At 41.8% G+C, this 17547-nt stretch carries 14 protein-coding genes; 7 read left to right on the top strand and 7 right to left on the bottom strand.

Annotated features, from left to right (window positions below; translation table 11 throughout):
* Window positions 1-164: 164 nt before the first annotated feature.
* The 4 genes from AC1HJP_RS20785 to AC1HJP_RS20800 all read right to left on the bottom strand — a co-directional run bounded on the left by AC1HJP_RS20785 (window position 165) and on the right by AC1HJP_RS20800 (window position 4483).
* A complete protein-coding gene (locus AC1HJP_RS20785) occupies window positions 165-599 on the bottom strand; it encodes a hypothetical protein (protein WP_480363408.1) in 435 nt (144 codons plus the stop codon).
* A gap of 264 nt (window positions 600-863) precedes the next feature.
* Window positions 864-1619 carry a hypothetical protein gene (locus AC1HJP_RS20790; RefSeq protein WP_480363409.1) on the bottom strand — a complete coding sequence of 252 codons (756 nt, stop codon included), beginning with the start codon at window positions 1617-1619 and terminating at the stop codon, window positions 864-866.
* Window positions 1620-1775: 156 nt separating this feature from the next.
* A complete protein-coding gene (locus tag AC1HJP_RS20795; protein WP_480363410.1) occupies window positions 1776-2111 on the bottom strand; it encodes a gamma-glutamylcyclotransferase family protein in 336 nt (111 codons plus the stop codon).
* Between the two features lie 230 nt (window positions 2112-2341).
* Window positions 2342-4483: a DUF6351 family protein gene (locus AC1HJP_RS20800; RefSeq protein ID WP_480363411.1), complete on the bottom strand. Its 2142-nt coding sequence runs from the start codon at window positions 4481-4483 to the stop codon at window positions 2342-2344.
* A 156-nt stretch (window positions 4484-4639) separates the two neighbouring features.
* Here AC1HJP_RS20800 and AC1HJP_RS20805 point away from each other — a divergent pair, with 156 nt between their 5' ends.
* The 6 genes from AC1HJP_RS20805 to AC1HJP_RS20830 all read left to right on the top strand — a co-directional run bounded on the left by AC1HJP_RS20805 (window position 4640) and on the right by AC1HJP_RS20830 (window position 11687).
* On the top strand, window positions 4640-5032 hold the full coding sequence (locus AC1HJP_RS20805; RefSeq protein WP_480363412.1) for a hypothetical protein: 393 nt from the start codon (window positions 4640-4642) through the stop codon (window positions 5030-5032).
* A 31-nt stretch (window positions 5033-5063) separates the two neighbouring features.
* Complete coding sequence (locus AC1HJP_RS20810) at window positions 5064-5462, top strand: hypothetical protein (protein ID WP_480363413.1); 399 nt, start codon at window positions 5064-5066, stop codon at window positions 5460-5462.
* An 86-nt stretch (window positions 5463-5548) separates the two neighbouring features.
* Window positions 5549-6034, top strand: coding sequence for a DUF411 domain-containing protein (locus tag AC1HJP_RS20815; protein ID WP_480363414.1), 486 nt, complete (start codon window positions 5549-5551; stop codon window positions 6032-6034).
* Window positions 6034-7791 carry an efflux RND transporter periplasmic adaptor subunit gene (locus AC1HJP_RS20820; protein WP_480363415.1) on the top strand — a complete coding sequence of 586 codons (1758 nt, stop codon included), beginning with the start codon at window positions 6034-6036 and terminating at the stop codon, window positions 7789-7791. The genes AC1HJP_RS20815 and AC1HJP_RS20820 overlap by 1 nt, the downstream gene beginning before the upstream one ends.
* 15 nt (window positions 7792-7806) lie before the next feature.
* A complete protein-coding gene (locus AC1HJP_RS20825; protein WP_480363416.1) occupies window positions 7807-10947 on the top strand; it encodes an efflux RND transporter permease subunit in 3141 nt (1046 codons plus the stop codon).
* Window positions 10948-11228: 281 nt separating this feature from the next.
* Window positions 11229-11687 (top strand): REP-associated tyrosine transposase, encoded by a 459-nt coding sequence (locus AC1HJP_RS20830; protein ID WP_480363417.1) that lies wholly within the window; start codon window positions 11229-11231, stop codon window positions 11685-11687.
* A gap of 602 nt (window positions 11688-12289) precedes the next feature.
* Here the strand turns inward: AC1HJP_RS20830 and AC1HJP_RS20835 are convergent.
* The 3 genes from AC1HJP_RS20835 to AC1HJP_RS20845 form a co-directional block, all read right to left on the bottom strand.
* On the bottom strand, window positions 12290-14422 hold the full coding sequence (locus AC1HJP_RS20835; protein WP_480363418.1) for a TonB-dependent receptor: 2133 nt from the start codon (window positions 14420-14422) through the stop codon (window positions 12290-12292).
* A gap of 80 nt (window positions 14423-14502) precedes the next feature.
* Window positions 14503-15846 carry a histidine kinase sensor domain-containing protein gene (locus tag AC1HJP_RS20840; protein ID WP_480363419.1) on the bottom strand — a complete coding sequence of 448 codons (1344 nt, stop codon included), beginning with the start codon at window positions 15844-15846 and terminating at the stop codon, window positions 14503-14505.
* Entirely contained in the window at window positions 15843-16523 is a 681-nt protein-coding gene (locus AC1HJP_RS20845) for a response regulator transcription factor (protein ID WP_480363420.1), read from the bottom strand. Before AC1HJP_RS20845 ends, AC1HJP_RS20840 begins: the two co-directional genes overlap by 4 nt.
* Before the next feature lie 257 nt (window positions 16524-16780).
* On the opposite strand from AC1HJP_RS20845, the gene AC1HJP_RS20850 reads away from it, so the two are divergent.
* Entirely contained in the window at window positions 16781-17404 is a 624-nt protein-coding gene (locus AC1HJP_RS20850; RefSeq protein WP_480363421.1) for a LysE family translocator, read from the top strand.
* Window positions 17405-17547: the final 143 nt, after the last annotated feature.

Below are 17547 nucleotides of genomic sequence, written 5' to 3' on the forward strand. Positions count from 1 at the left end.
TCGGGTAAGTTTTTAAACTAAAACACGAAATGAATTCGTTGTTAACGGGGCAGTTTAACTTGGTAGCACCGACTTTATGTCGGGTTAAGTTTCTTTTATTTATGCATCCACATGAACGAAAAAAGCCCCGCTAAATTAGCGGGGCTGAAAAATAGCTTAGTAATCTAAAAAGCTGAGAGCATCACTGACATTAGTTTTGCTCCCTGTTTTTTAGCACTAATGAGCCAAGGGGAAATTGCGTTTATTTTCTTCTTTTTAATTGCTTGGCTTTTTATGTGTGCATTAAACTCGGCTGAATTTTTTATAGAACCATGCAAACCAAGCAAGTTAAGCTGCATCAGGTAATCATCGGTTTCACCTTCACCTATCAGCTTTAATATTGCATTCTTATTTTCTAAATCAGCTTTCGTTAAAGTTGTCTCTGCACTAAAACTTTCAGCTCTAGCATCAGATTTTGTTGCAGATAATGAAATCACATCACCGATCTGTGCATCGTACGGTAAGACGCAATTAAAGGTTATGCCTTCTTTTGCATAATCTAACTTTAATGTGTCGTACTGACAGGTATGTTGCACACTGTAATTATCTAAGTCGTTCATTGTACGGGGTGTGAATCCGAGCAATAACGGTGAGTGGTTCATAACTTTAAATTGGTTGCTGTATAAGATGGTATGTATTATCCAAGAGTTTTATTACAGCAATATTACTAACTGGTCGATTTAAGTGTATTTACTCTAAGTTTATGATTTAAGGGTGCTTTAAATTTTAAAAGCACCCTTAATAAATTGTTGTTGCATAATGGGTATACAACAAAGGTTAATTTATTTAACAGCTTTATAACGATTTTTCGAATTATCTTTTTATCAACGTAGCGTAATGGTTATATCATCTAATCGTCTTTGTTGTGACGCTCTACTTTTACTGCCACTAGCATAATTACTATCAACACTGCCTAATCTAAAGCGTTCAACAAGAAGATTAACTGAGCAGTTTTGGCGTGTGTTTAAGCTTTCATCTTTGAACATATCGAGAGTATCTAGGTCAATGGTTAACTTACCGTCGTCTGTCACATTCTCAAATTTTTCAGCATTAGCTTGAGACCCACCGTCTTTGAGTTTGCAAGTAGAATTAAGCGTCACGTCTAGTTTGTCTGAGGTACTATGATTAGACCATTCGATCACTAACTGTTCAGAATTGGAGAAAGATTGCTTTTTTTGCGGGGCAAGTATTTCAAAAGGCGCAGGCAAAGTAAGTGTATTTGTGAGGGTGACGTTATCTTCTGAGCGAACAAAATTGACAACATATTGTGTGTTTTCACTGTGTTCGTCAAAGATGGCACGATAGTCAACATCGAATACATCAGTATGTTTTTCAAGAGTTTTAGTGTCGCTGCCCACAGTAGCCTCTAACTTATCTGGACTTGATAAACTTATGTTATTGCCTAATTCATCAGTCAAGTTTAGCTCAGCGATAACTCGACTATCATCGCCTCCTGATGTGACATAAATATTTGACCAAATAGCACGAGTTTTGACGTTATCAGATTCAGTTGTTTCCGTTGAGCAGCCGCTGATTGCTGTTAAAGTGAATGGCAAAATGAAATAAATTAATTTGCGCATTATCTTTCCTTTTTATCATTATGAACGAGTAGAGGTTTTCTCTCAGAAACTATAATGAGAGTGTTTCAATTTTAGTGTCAGATATTTATTTATGTATACAAATTAACTGTAATAGAGTGTGAGTAAAGATCCGAATTTGTAGTTTGATGAATTCAATTAAGATGCTGCCGTATAGATCCAGCAAGTTTTACCTGAAGCTAATTGCGCTTCGACTCTTTGGTAGTCATCAACTTCATATTCATCGGCTTGTTGTAATTCTGCATCTGTGATTAAAAATACAGTACCTTCAACAGTATCTTCGTTATGCTCCGATTTAATAAGAATTGGATGATATTCTTTGCCACTGCTTTTAATGACCGCTTCGTCAGTGATTTTAACTTCACCCAGTTTGTAACCAATCAAGGTATCTTTTTGGCCTTCAAGTAAACGACCAAAAGTATCAAGTTGAACTTGAGATTGCTGAAGCGTGCCATAAGAGAAAAGTGCGTGCATTTAAGTTCCCCATACATAAAATAAGGTTTGATTGTACAAGAGTTTAAGACGATTAAAACAGTAATTCATACATGCGCTGGATAAACCCGCGCCTACAGACATAAACGCGTTGATTAACCCGACATAAAGTCGGTGCTACATAGTATTAATTTAGTTAATGTATTGATTTGTAGGCGCGACTTTATGTCGCGCACAAAAGCGCAGGATAAACCCGCGCTTACGGTTCTTACTTAGATATTACTGGGTCTTCCCACATCTCCTTGTTCATAATCACAGACGCCATGGGGGAAAACGGTCTTTAACTGCTCGGCTAATTTTGTAATTGGATGGATGCCATACATGCCTTTTTCTATTGCTGTCTCAACATCGATTAAATGGCATTTGAAGATGTCGCCCGCCCAAGGACCGCCCGATTCAATGCGGCTGGTACTGAACATTGGAAAACGTGACTGACATGCGCCGTCTGACTTTTGATTCCATTTACCATCAAACACATCCTCACCCTTGGCATAGGTACTGCCATCGGCTTCAAAGCAGGTATCGCCTAACTCTTGTGGCTTTGCCTCAATAACACTCAGGTTAGGGTTTTGTTTAAGGTTTAAAAGCCATTTATCTATCATGGCAAACGCAGCTTGTGTTGGGTCATGATCTTTATGTGCGACCCAAATAATGTGATTTTTATGATCGCCATTGGCTTTATCTATTCGCAAACGACTATAAAATGAGGCTGACATATGATGCATGTCTAACTCATTCTCAAGGTAATGTCTGGCATCAATGATTGGCAGGTCAACTTTGCCAATAAACACTTGGCCCGAGCGGTAAGCTGCCTCAATGGCTTCAAGGCTAGCAGTATGACGCTGGGCAGGGGCGTGGTTTGCTTCATAAATGTTTTCACTACCCCAAAGAGAGAGCCAAAGCGGTTTGTGAGGACCAAGCGGTGTAATGATATGCTCTACTTGCATGGTGGGCTGTGACTTCCAAGCTCCGATGTTGTAGTTGATATTAAAAAACTCCTCGATACTGATCTTACTCTCAAGAAGCGCATTTAACCCATATTGCACGCCCACGTTATCCCAAGTTGAACGGCCAAAACCTTGCTTGTCTGTGCCGAGCACATGTTTCATGTCTTGCCAATAGCTCCAGTTATTTTGTTCTACCACAGATTCAGCAAATAAAGGTCTTAAAAAGCCCTGTTTAGGGTTGTTAATATAAGCAGATAGCCCAAAGTAGCCGTTTATACATTCGCTGTTACCATCGGGAAAGCTAGGCACAAAGCCGGCCATAAGTTGGTTTAGAGGTTGCAAAAAACCGGCCCGCTGCGGAAAGTCATTAATGGCATTCATGCCTTCAATTAAGCGGCGTCTATCCCAATCTCGCCATGCCTTTCGGTTATCAGCTCTAAAGGTAAAATAGTTGTTTAACAGATCACAGTCGAGCGCATAAGTGGTCTGACTTATCATATCCGGATAACTATAAAGAGGCAGCAAGCCATCCAAAATGCCCGTACTATTTTGCGCGATTAGATACTGCGCAAGGCCGCCACCCGAGCCACCTACACCCACTGTATAAAGTGGTTCACCATATAAACTGGTAAATTGCTTTTTTACTCTGCGTGCAGTGTCTTCGGCTAGCAGCATGTTATAGGTATAACTGGTTTTATTGCCACTAGAACTGATAATGGCATAACCATCAAGTAATTGGTCAACTTGGCGCTGCATAACTTTATAGGTTTTTTGTCGCCCTTGTCTAAAGCCAATGCCTGAGCCGCCATTAAATTGATACACCAATCGATTGTTCCATTGCGACTTTGCTAATCTATCACCCACTTCTTCAGGTTTGATAGGCATCACAATAGTATAAATAAAACGATTAATTGTGCCTTGCTCCGCTCTAAATAGGGTCCCTTGGTAGTTTTTAGCCTGCTCAATGGTGAGTTTTTCTGGCTGTTTGTCGGCATTGATAGCAAAGTATTGTAAGTGCGATTTAACACCGCAATCTTTGCTGAAACCCAAAAGTTCACCGGTTTCACTCGTCACTGGCACACCAAGGCCTTCTTGGTTATCGACCTCAGGCTGGCCAACCTTTGAATCAACTGACATACAAAAGAAGGGATATTGGTTCGGCCCTGAATATAAATTGGTTGCTGGTCCGACGCCACCCAGTGGAATGGGGAAGGGGTAAGTCTCTTCAGGACGTTGATGATTAGAAATATGCGGGTAAAAATCGATTAAATAGTTATCTTCAGCAGGTGCAATTGCTTTTACCTGTCTTGCAAGGAATGGATCTGGCGGGGTGAGTTGCTGCCATGCAATAAAGCCAATAATTGCGCTTAAGAGCCCACCAATGATCCACAACGTTAGTTTACTCATAACATCACCTATGGATTATGGCGTACATTTTAAGTTTAGAAATAACTAGAGCAATGCGTTGTTATTTGTTTGTTAATTAATCGGTTTTTATATTTAACCGCTTTTTGCTAGCATCTGAATTTAGAGTTTCGCAAGTATGAAAAAGGAAGTAAGGGCATGAAGCTATTAGTTAAGTTTTACAAAAAACTAATTGAAAAAATAAAACAATTCTCTTGGCACAGTTTGGCAATGTTAATCATTGTTATGTTTGCAGGGCCTGAGATTTTCGTGGCGATGGAACTGACGCTGATGCTTGAAGTCATGGGCGCATCGACGTTCTGTATTTTCTATATAAGCGCCATTAAATCCTTCTTTGAACCTTATCTCAAAAAACTTAAACCTTATTTTGAACGTTTTGCTCAGTTTGAAGGTCACAGCTTTTTTGTTTTGAAATACGAGCAATATAAACAAATGCCCAGTATGTTGGCGCATGCTGTGCCCGCAAATACTTTACTGCTAGGCTATCTAAGTATCATTACAGGCTTTGCCATCCTGACAAAAATTGTTTAGCATTAGCGACAGTTAATTTTATTGAGTTGTTATGTTTAAATTCATCGCATCAATCATGCTGTTTTTAAGTTTAGTCGTTTCGCCATTTGGCCAAATGACGGCTTTTGCTGCCCATGAGTGTGATATGACCATGATGACTCAAGATAGCATGATGCACCACACAATGGCGCAAGACGGAATGTCGAAACACATAATGTCACAAGACGAAACAATGTCGTCAATGGCTTCGTCAGCAAGCGAGTCTTCATCAATGGATTGCTGCGAGGTTGAATGTGTTTGCCCAATTAATGCCTGTCATGCTTTTACTTATGTACCTCAGTCAGTTCAGACGCTTGGTTTTTTCTCTAGCTTTGAGAAAATTCAAAATGCACCGTTAACACCGCCAGTTACAACAATTTCTAATCTATATCGCCCGCCGATTTTTGCCTAACCTAGGATAATTGCGCCTAAAATTTGGCGTGACTGTCCGAATGCTCACCTATTTTATTGTTTTTATTGTGATTAGGAGCGCAGGCGATGCGAGTTTTCTCAAAGTTAATTTTTTCACTCACGTTATTTTTAAGTATTTTTTCAAACAATAGTTTTGCACAAAGCAAAACTATTGAGTTATTGGTTGCTAAAACCCCGACTTGTGGTTGTTGCACCTTATGGTTAGATCATCTCACTTCTCAAAATATTAAGGTCGAAGGCAAAAACTTTTCGCACCCGCAAATGAGCGAAATAAAGAGTCAGTACGGCATTGAGGCTAGGTATCGCTCATGTCATACCGCGGTGCATGCCGACGGGTTTGCATTCGAAGGTCATGTACCTGCGAAATTCATTAAGCAGTTTTTACAATCTCCACCTAATAATGCGATTGGTTTAAGTGTACCCGCTATGCCACTTGGCTCACCAGGGATGGAAATTGATGAAAGGTTTCAAGCCTATAAAGTGCTATTGCTAAAAAAAGATGGCAGCTACGAAGTATTCGCTGAAGTAAACAGTTACGAGGAGCAATTCTGATGTCGAAATTTATTACCAATGTAGTATTGCTCAGTTTAGGCATGGCAGCTGGCAGTGCGGGGATGTACTTTTATTCGCAATCAAATGCAGATCACCGTGCGCATGCTGAACAAAGCGATGAAAAAAAGCCACTGTATTGGGTTGCACCGATGGACTCAAACTACCGTCGAGATAAACCCGGTAAATCGCCGATGGGCATGGATCTAATTCCTGTATATGAGGAGTCTAACAGCGAAGATGAACACGGGCCGGGTGCAATTAAAATCTCTCCTGAGGTGATAAACAACTTAGGGGTTCGAACTACGCAAGTCACACTGAGAGACATGACACCAACAATTAATACCGTGGGTTATATTCAGTATGATGAAGATAACCTTGTTCATATTCACCCGCGCGTGTCAGGTTGGGTTGAGCAATTATTCGTGAAAACTACAGGCCAAAAAGTTAAAAAAGGCCAAGCGCTTTATACCTTATATTCACCAGAGCTTGTGAATGCACAACAAGAATTTTTAATTGCTTTGCGCGGCAAAGAGTTTGGTTTGATTGACGCAGCCAAGGCTCGATTAAGAGCCTTACATATTGACGATATTTTTATCGAGCAGCTACAGCGAGACAAAAAAGTCAGCCAAAACGTGACTTTTTATGCGCCGCAAAATGGTGTGGTTGCCAACTTAAATATTCGCGAAGGCTATTATGTACAACCGGGTACAACCATGATGAGCATTGGTGATTTAAGCAATGTATGGGTTGAAGCCGAAGTATTTGAGCGTGATGCAGCGTCAGTAACGGTGGGGTTGCCTGTGCACATGACCTTAGATTATCAGCCCGCTCGAGCTTGGCATGGTGAAGTGGATTATATTTATCCAACCCTTGATGAAAAAAATCGCACGTTACGTGTACGTCTACGTTTTGAAAACAAAGACGGTGCGCTCAAGCCAAACATGTATGCACAATTGCAAATAAGCGGTAAAGCAAAACAAGAGAGCATTCTTACACCAATCGAGTCAGTTATAAGAACGGGCAAACAAAGCCGCGTGGTCTTAGCTTTGGGTGATGGGCAATTTAAGTCTATTGCCGTGCAAATAGGTCAAGTCTATCAAGATCAAATTGAAGTATTAGAAGGTCTCAATGAAGGCGATACCGTCGTCACATCTGCGCAATTCTTGATTGATTCTGAATCGAGTAAATCATCTGACTTTAAACGCATGGAGTTTGCCGAAGAGCCAGCTTCTGTGTGGGCTGAAGGGGTTGTCACCGCAAAATCTGACGCAGAGCAGAGTGTGACAATCGATCATGCGCCAGTTGAAGCATGGCAATGGCCACAAATGGTGATGGATTTTGGTGTGCTTAATCAAGCTGACTTTGATGCGCTAGAAGTAGGCCACAGTTTACATTTTGAGATCACCAAACAAGATGACGGAAGTTACCCGGTTTCAGCAATTCATATTATGGGTAAAGTTGAAGTCGCAGCGCCAGATACGCAAGCCACCGTAAATGGTGTGATCAATGCCATTGATTTTGACGCTCGAGTTATCAATATCAGTCGTGAAGCCATTGAAAAGTGGGGCAGAGGGCCTGCTACCATGGACTTTGAGGTCATCGATGAACTGGATATTTCAATGCTCAAAGTGGGTGATAATATCGAATTTACTTTTGATACTGCACAAGATTTTAAAGTCATCGCCATCAACAAAATAGCCGATGAAAAAGCTATGCAGGATGGCGATATGCCGATGAATAAGCACGCTCACCATTAATCACGAGGAGGCAATATGATCGCAGCAATTATTCGCTGGTCTATCAGCAACCGCTTCTTTGTGGTGTTGATGAGCTTAATTTTAGTTGGCGCAGGGTTGTTCTCGTTAAAGAATACCCCTGTTGATGCCATTCCCGATTTATCTGATGTACAGGTGATCGTAAAAACCAGTTACCCCGGTCAATCACCGCAAGTGGTGCAAGATCAGGTGACATTCCCGCTGACTACAGCCATGTTATCAGTGCCTGGGGCACAAACGGTAAGAGGTTACTCTTTCTTTGGAGACTCTTACGTTTATATTATTTTTGACGATAAGACCGACTTGTACTGGGCGCGCTCGCGGGTGCTAGAGTATTTAAGTCAAGTTGCGGCAAGTTTACCCAGTAGTGCAAAACCTCAGCTGGGTCCTGATGCCACTGGGGTTGGTTGGGTATATTTATATGCGTTGGTCGATAAAACAGGCAAACATGACATTAGCCAACTGCGTAGTATTCAAGATTGGTTCTTAAAATACGAATTACAATCTGTAGCAGGTGTCTCAGAAGTCGCCGCAGTTGGCGGTATGGTGAAACAGTACCAAGTACAAGTCGACCCAGATAAGTTACGCGCCTATGGTATTCCATTGAATCATGTGCAAACAGCATTACAGCGTGGCAACCAAGAAACAGGCGCATCAGTGCTTGAAATGGCCGAAGCGGAATACATGGTAACCGCAACGGGTTATATTCAGAGTGTGCAAGATATTCTGCAAATTCCACTAGGTGTGAACGAAAAGGGCGTGGCGCTCACCATTGCCGATGTGGCAGTGGTCAATCTTGGACCGCAAATGCGCCGCGGTGTTGCAGAGCTCAACGGTGAAGGCGAAGTGGTGGGTGGCGTTGTCGTCATGCGCTTTGGTGAAAACGCCAAAACCACCATTGATGGCGTGAAAGCTAAATTAGAATCGCTAAAAGCGGGTTTGCCTGAGGGCGTTGAAATTGTCACTGTCTATGACCGCTCCGCTTTAATCGATAGAGCAGTCGATAATCTCTGGGGCAAACTCACCGAAGAATTGATAGTTGTTGCCCTGATCTGTGCAGCTTTCTTGTTCCATTTGCGTTCTTCAATTGTGGCAGTGATAAGCCTACCAATGGGTATATTAGTGGCGTTTATCGTCATGTATTTTCAAGGGATTAATGCCAACATCATGTCGTTAGGCGGAATTGCGATCGCCATCGGTGCGATGACAGATGGTGCCATCGTAATGATTGAAAACATGCATAAACACATGGAAAAGACCCCACTTACTGATGAAAACCGTTGGCAAGTGGTGAGCAAAGCCGCCAGTGAAGTAGGGCCAGCGTTATTTTTTAGTTTGCTGATTATTACCGTTAGCTTTTTACCAGTATTTATTCTTGAAGCTCAGGAAGGGCGAATGTTCGCGCCGCTTGCGTATACTAAAACCTATGCCATGGCAGCGTCTGCCGGTTTAGCAATTACCTTAGTGCCTGTGTTAATGGGCTACTTTATTCGCGGTAAGGTATTACCTGAGCGTAAAAACCCGCTGAATAGATTACTGATCGCTCTTTATATGCCAGTTTTGAAAGGGGTTTTACGTTTTCCTAAAACCACAATTTTGGCGGCGATTGCAGTTACAGTTGTTGGCTTTTATCCACTAGATAAGATTGGCAGCGAGTTTATTCCACCTTTAGATGAAGGTGATTTAATGTATATGCCAACGACGTATCCGGGCATTTCAATTGGTAAAGCTAGAGAGCTGTTGCAGCAAACTGACAAGCTTATTCGTACTATTCCTGAGGTTGAGAACGTATTTGGTAAAGTGGGCCGCGCTGAAACCGCCACCGATCCGGCACCACTTACCATGATCGAAACCTTTATCCAGTTAAAACCCAAATCACAGTGGCGCGAGGGCGTGACTACTGAGAGCTTGAAAAAAGAGCTGGATGCATTAGTGAAATTACCCGGTGTGACCAATGCTTGGGTTATGCCAATCAAAACGCGTATCGACATGCTGGCAACGGGCATTAAAACCCCTGTGGGCATAAAGGTGGCAGGGCCAGATCTCGATGTTATTCAAGATATTGGTCAACAGCTCGAAACGCTTTTACCTAAGCTTGAAGGCACGGCATCAGTATATTCAGAGCGGGTTGCTGGTGGTCGTTATATCAAGGTTGATATCAATCGCATTAAGGCAGCCCGTTATGGTTTGAATATCGCCGATGTACAGCAAGTGGTTGCTACGGCCATTGGTGGGATGAATGTAACCCAAACCGTTGAAGGGCAAGAGCGCTATCCGGTGAACTTGCGTTATCCACAAGACTATCGAAATTCTCCTGAGCAATTAGCGCGAATGCCGATGGTAACGCCGACAGGCCAGCGTATTGCTTTGGGTGATGTGGCGCATGTTTATATCGAAAATGGTCCGCCGGGTATTAAGAGCGAAAACGCGCGTTTAAATGGTTGGACGTACATTGATATTGAAGACATTGATGTCGGCAATTATGTTGAAAATGCCAAAGCATTACTTGCCGAAGAGCTTGAACTACCTGCTGGTTATTCAATTAATTGGGCGGGGCAGTATGAGTATATGGAGCGAGCCAAAGAGAAGCTGAGCTATGTTGTGCCATTAACATTGGCGATTATAGTTATTTTACTTTACCTAAACTTCAGACGGTTGAGCGAAGTTGTGGTGATCATCGCAACATTGCCGATGGCGATGATCGGCGGCTTATGGCTTATGTATCTAGAAGGTTTTAATTTCTCGGTTGCTGTTGGCGTTGGTTTTATTGCTCTGGCCGGCGTTGCAGTGGAAATTGGCGTGATCATGTTGGTCTATTTGAATCAAGCACTGCAAGATTTAAAAGATGAACACAAAGCCAAAGGCACAGCCATTGGTAAATCTGATTATTTAGAAGCCATCTTACATGGCGCGGGGTTACGTGTTCGACCTGTGATGATGACAGTGGCAACCATCATTATAGGTTTGTTACCGATTTTATATGGCGATGGCACAGGCTCTGAAGTGATGAGTCGAATTGCAGCGCCCATGGTTGGGGGCATGTCGAGTGCGGTGCTGCTTACTTTGATTGTCTTACCAGCGGTCTATTGCTTAATGAAAGCGGGTGAGATTAGAAAGTTTAATGAAAAGTTGAGTTAAAAATTCGCTGCTATCGGGTTTTAGCTCGGTAGCACCGACTTTACGTCGGGTAAGTGTTTGAAATTATGACGCGAAATGAATTCGCTGCTACCGGGTGTTTAGTGCGGTAGCAAAGACTATATGTCGGGTGAGTAGTTTTAAATTAAGACGCGAAATAAATTCACTGCTACCGGGTGTTTAGTGCGGTAGCACCGACTTTATGTCGGGTAAATTAGTAAAAATGCAAAATCAAACTTTAAAGCTAAACTGTTAGATTGGTTTGTAATAAAGGGATTTTGTTAATGTTTTCAGCTATAAATCTTCGAAAAGGCAGAGTATCAATTCCGGGAAGGTATTATGCCATTACAATCACAACTCAAGATCGGAGAGCAATATTCACCCGACTGCCCGTTAACCAGCTTTTGGGTCAAGAAATATATAAACTTGAAGATAAGCAATATGCTGACGTCATTGCATATACAATAATGCCCGATCATATCCATTTGTTGATTAAACTGGGTAGCACTCTTGAATTGGGGCAAGTCATCAAATTTTTCAAAGGACGAACTGCGACTCTTTTAAGAAATACCGTCACAGGAAAGGTTTGGCAAAAAGGGTATTACGATACATGTATAAGGCGAGAAGAAGAGCTGTTAAATCAAGCGAGATATATTGTTGCAAATCCGTTGCGAAAAGGCTTGTGTGAGCGAGTGTCAGATTATTCCTATTGGGATTGTATTTATTTAAATGACGCGAAATAAATTCGCTGCTACCGGGTGTTTAGCTCGGTAGCACCGACTTTACGTCGGGTAAGCGTTTGAAATTATGACGCGAAATGAATTCGCTGCTACGGGGTGTTTAGCTCGGTAGCACCGACTTTATGTCGGGTAAGAGTTTGAAATTATGACGCGAAATGAATTCACTGCTACCGGGTGTTTAGTGCGGTAGCACCGACTTTACGTCGGGTAGATGTTTGAAATTATGACGCGAAATGAATTCGCTGTTACCGAGTGTTTAGTGCGGTAGCACCGACTTTACGTCGGGTAAGTGTTTGAAATTAAGACGCGAAATGAATTCGCTGCTACCGAGTGTTTAGTGCGGTAGCACCGACTTTACGTCGGGTAGATGTTTGAAATTAAGACGCGAAATGAATTCGGTGCTACCGGGTGTTTAGCTCGGTAGCACCGACTTTACGTCGGGTGAGTAGTTTTAAATTAAGACGCGAAACAAATTCGTTGCTACCGGTGCAGTTTAGCTCGGTAGCACCGACTTTACGTCGGGTAGATGTTTGAAATTAAGACGCGAAATGAATTTGCTGCTATCAAAATGTAGCAGCAAATTCATAATACTTATCAGTTAATTATTAAAACTGATAAGACACACTTAAACGTATATCTCGGCCAGGTTCATACATACCTTTTAATGTTTCATAGCCTTTACCAAACTTACTAAAGTCGCCAACACTGCCGTGGCTTCGGTATGTTTCGTTAAATAAGTTTTGAATAGAAAGGTCAAAACGTAACTGCTCACTTGGTTCGTAACGTGCGTATACGTCAACCAAGTTGTAACCTTCTTTATCGATGCTACTTAGCTCATCTACCCAGCCTAACTCTAAAGAGCGGTGCATAACTTCGATATCATTTAAGTCCGCAACATACTTAAAATTAAAGCCCGTTTTAATGCTATCTGTTACTTCATAGTTAAAGTTGATATTCAGTGCGTCACCTACAGCATTACCAAGTCCACCATATTCGTAGGCATTGATATCTACGTTATTGCGAATGACCTGCTGTTTGCCGCTTTCAACTGAACTATTCGGCCAAATGAATGGCATATTATTTAGTACAACATCGTTATGGTTAAAGCTGACTAATACATCAAATTGATTCGCTTGGTAGCCTGCTAAAAGTTCAACACCTGTGCTTTCTAAATCGCCGATATTTTCATAAAAAACGCCTTCACGGCCTTTGAATTTATCGAATACCACACCATTGATAGTGCTCTGGTAAACAGATGCTTCGAATAGCCATGTGCCATCGTTGTATTCAAGGCCAAGCTCAATGTTTTCTACATCTTCAGGCGCGAGTTCAGGGTTGTCGTTTACTTCACCTGCAGTAAATGCATCAGCAACTTGGCGGCCTCTTAAGGCTTCTGCATAGCCCGCGCTCAAGGTAATGTTTTCAGCTAATGTGTATTTAAAACCGATGTTTTTACTAAAGCCGTCTTGTTTTTTAACTGAAAAGTCTTTGCTCTTTGTGACAGGGTTGCCTTGCGAATCATGTTCAACTACCCATTTGCCATCCACTTTAACCCAATTTGCTTCAAGGCCTGTGTGGTCTAGCTCGTAGGCGTCATAACGTACACCAAAGCTCAGTAGTAGGTCAGGTGTAATTTGCCAATGGTCCTGAGCATACACACCAGTCACAGTACCGTCTTCGTTTGCTTTGCCGCCAAATGCTTCGTATGACTCAGAATTAACTTCATCATTCTTTTGTTCAATACCATAGGTTAGAACATGATCGCCTAGGTCACTGGTATTTCTGATATCGAAACCTGTGGTCTTAATTCCTGCGTTCCAAGTGTAAAGCTCGCGCTTTAAAGAGGACTCAGTTGAGTAAAGTGTGGTTTCTAAATTTATGAATTCGTTTAAATAAAGCGCATGGTTTAGCACTAAAGTTTCACGATCAGACCATGTTTTGAATAGCGGTGCGTCAATGGTTTGAACCCAATTCGTTTGCTTACCAAACTCGCCTTCTTCTTCGCGTGTTTCGTAACTTACGGTGATAAATTGGCTATCACTAATTTCGGCATCTACTTTAACAAAGCCCAGAGTTTGATCTGAGCCTGAACCAGGCAGCACCTCACCGTTACCATCTTCCATGTTGTCGCGGCTGACATTTACGTAAGACGCTAACACGTTCACTGAATCAGTTACACGACCATATAATGCAACACTTTGCTTGTTGCCATCGTTAGAGAAAATACTCGCTTTTGCCAATCCGCCAAACTGCTCATCCGCATTTAATAAATCGTTTGCAGTCTTTGTTTTAAAACGAATGGCACCACCGACTGCGCCACTGCCAGCTGTTGCTTCACCAGCACCCGCTTGTACTTCAACACTACGTAATAATTCTGGCTCAATTGACACACGGCCGACGTGGTGGAAAAGCGTACTAGTTTGTGGCGCGCCATCAACCGTGATGTTCATCATCGAATCTTCTAAACCACGTACAAATACCTTTTGTACAATCCCCAACGACCCCCCAACTGTAATTGATGGGGTCGCTCTAAAGATATCTTCTAAATCATTGGCTTGATAATTATCTAATTGCTCAGGCGTAATTTCTGAGTTGGTTGTCGCACCGACAACGACAATTTTTTCAATGTCTTTGTTGTCAGTGTCTTTTTCGGTTGCAAGGGCTTGAGTACTCAACAAGCCAGCTATAAGGGTAGATAGTATTTTTGTTTTGAACAAAGGAGTCGCTTTAAAAGTCATGGGGCATCTCTAATTACTGATATTTTCTAAATCATAATTATTCCTATTTGCAATTGTGATTGGTAGCACTTTTACAACTGTTACATTTGCAACTTTGGAATGGTGATTTTAACGCTGAGGCCGCCGCATTTTTGATTAAGGGCATAGATATTTGCACCAACACTTAAAAGGTGACGTTTAGCTAATGCTAACCCTAGGCCAAAGCTGTCACTTTCAGCCATTCTGCTGTCGTCAACTCTAAAGAAGGGTTCGAAGATTTTATCTAGCAAGTGCTCTGGGATCCCTGGACCTGAATCATTGATTTCTAGTAGGTAATGATCTTGCTGTTGTTTGAGTTTAACCGAAACGGTTTCTTTGCATGGCGTGTACTTTAGTGCATTTCGCAGTACGTTTTCTATTGCAGGGCAGAGTGCTTTATGACTTGAGTCAGAGATCACTGCAGAATTCGGTAGTTCACTCTCTATGAACTTACAGGCAAACTCGAATCTGGCGTCTTCAATCAAGACATCGAGTAAATCAACTAACTCTACTTGTTCCTGCATGATTTTGGGCTGTTCATTTTCGAGCCAAGCAAAAGTGAGGGTATTCTCAACAAGCTTTCTAATTTGCTTAGATTCCCTTGAAATACGTTCTAAATGTTGTGAGCTATTACTCGAGTCAAAGTTCTCAACGGCAATATCTAAACGAGTTAATGGCGTTCGCAACTCATGAGATAAGTCAGCTATGAGTTGCCTTTGATTCTCGATAAGCTCTCCAATTCTTGATGCCATTGAATCAAAAGTATTGGCAAGATGAGACAACTCATCATCACGTTTAGCAAAGTGTTGGCCGACTCGAACAGATAAGTCACCCTTGCTGAATGCGAGGGTGGCATTATCGAGGCGGTGTAATGGCGTAATGATGTGCCTATACAGAATAAACGTGAGCAATATAAGTAACATCATCGGAATAACTATCTGCAAAGCAAATTTCGTTGTTAACCAATGCGTGCCCGGTCGCATTCGCTCAGGTAATCGAATTAAAAAACTGGCGCCATACTCTTGAAAAGGTAACTCCATAATCGGGTTATCAGAAAAGTAGAGGTGGATCTTCCAATCAATGCTACGTCCAAAATGATAATAACCTACGATATCTTTATCGTAAGGCTTACCCGCAAATTGCTCAGCTTTAAAACCGACGACAGACACCCACACGTTCTCTTGTTGCTCTATGTCTTGAAGGTACTTTTCTAATCCAACAAAGTCTTTTTGCACATAATATGACTCTGCTTTTTCGCCCCAAGCTCTTAATTCAGCTCTATGCTCGGCTTTAATAAAGCTCATTTTCTCTTCGGTTTTTAAGGTAATGGTGTGAACCAAATAGAAAAAAGTCACTAGGCCTGTTGCAAGAATAAAAAACAGCTTCCAGAAAATCTTACGCTTCATTTAAAACAGTACCCTTTGCCATGCACTGTTTGTAAGCGATCTCCCTGCCAGCCTGCTTCATTAAGCTTGCGCCTTACACGGCTTAAATGCATGTCGATACTGCGGTCGTATGCCCCCAGTTTTTTATTTAATACAGCTTCGTGCAACTCCGCTTTTGGGATAATAACGTTCTGCTTACTAAGCAGGTTCCACAATAATTTAAATTGGATGGGGGTAAAATCTAAAAGTACATCATTAAGATGTACTTGCTGTGTGTTCACATTTATAGATAAGCCATCAAAGTGCATATGTTCTTGGCTGCTACTTTCTATGTCGGGTTTGGCTCTGCGTAAAAGACTTTCAATACGAAGAAGCAATTCTTGGCTGTTAAAAGGTTTGGCGACATAGTCATCAGCCCCATGAGTAAACCCTAAAATACGTTCTTCTTCAGCGCCTTTGGCCGAAACCATGATCACAGGGATCTGACTTACTTGTCTTAATTGTTTAAGCAGAGTGACACCATCAATTTTTGGCAGCATTTTATCGAGTAAAACGAGATGATGTTGTTCTGATTTGGCTTTATCAAAACCATGCTCCCCATCAAAGCATTGTTCAACGAGGTAGCCTGCTTTTTTCAGTAAGTCAGATAAATAATTGCTGAGTGTAATGTCGTCTTCAATGAGGAGAATAGAGGTCATGGAATATGTTATTGCAAATAGAAACTGTTATTATTTGCAATAATAAGCTTATCAGACGGCTGTGTAAATCATTATGTTCCTTTTATGGGGTGGTTTTAGAAAGGTTAACAAAAGAAAAAAATAGTATTTAAAACATAGTGTTAATATATGTATTTGAGTTTGTATAGATGTGAGTTATCTGGGGAGAAATAGAGAGCTTGCTCAGTAACAGTGAGGTCGTTAGACTAGCTGCGATTTTTATTATGCAGGATAATGTTGTGGAATTAACAACTTGGCTAAGCCTAGCCACCATTTGCGCAATTGGCGCTATGTCACCGGGTCCTAGTTTGGCAGTCGTATTACGTCATTCTCTTTACAACAGTGCAGGGCACGGTATTGCTGCAAGTGTTGCACACGGTGTTGGGGTTGGTATTTATGCTGCGCTATCAATAGCAGGTTTAGCAAGTTTAATTACTCATTTTCCTATCGTATTCCAAGCGCTGGTCTTCGCAGGCGCCGCGTATTTAGCCTATATGGGTTATAAAATCTTGACCAGTAAGTCTTCAGGTCTAGATGTTGCTCAAGCGAGTACAACGAGTTACAAGCAAGCCGCGCAAGATGGATTTGCCATTGCTTTTTTAAATCCTAAGCTCGCTATCTTTTTTATCGCCTTGTTTTCGCAATTTATACAACCAGAAGCCATGACACTGACTGTCGCCATATTAATGTGCGCCACTGTATTGGCGATTGATACCTTGTGGTATTTCTTTGTGTCGGTTGCCAGTGCAAAAGCAAGAGAGAAGTTTGATTTAACAAAGAAGCAAGCAGTGATTGATAAGTTACTAGGCACTGCATTTTTATTACTTGCAGTAAGAGTGCTGTACCAGCAGTTAATTGGTTAAATTCGAAATACATTTGCTGCTACCGGGGTTTAGTTCGCTAGCATCGACTTTACGTCGGGTAAGTGATACGCAAAGGGGACGCGAAATGAATTCGCTGCTACCGGGGTTTAGTTCGGTAGCACCGACTTTACGTCGGGTAAGTG

The organism is Pseudoalteromonas sp. NFXS53 (assembly GCF_056629255.1).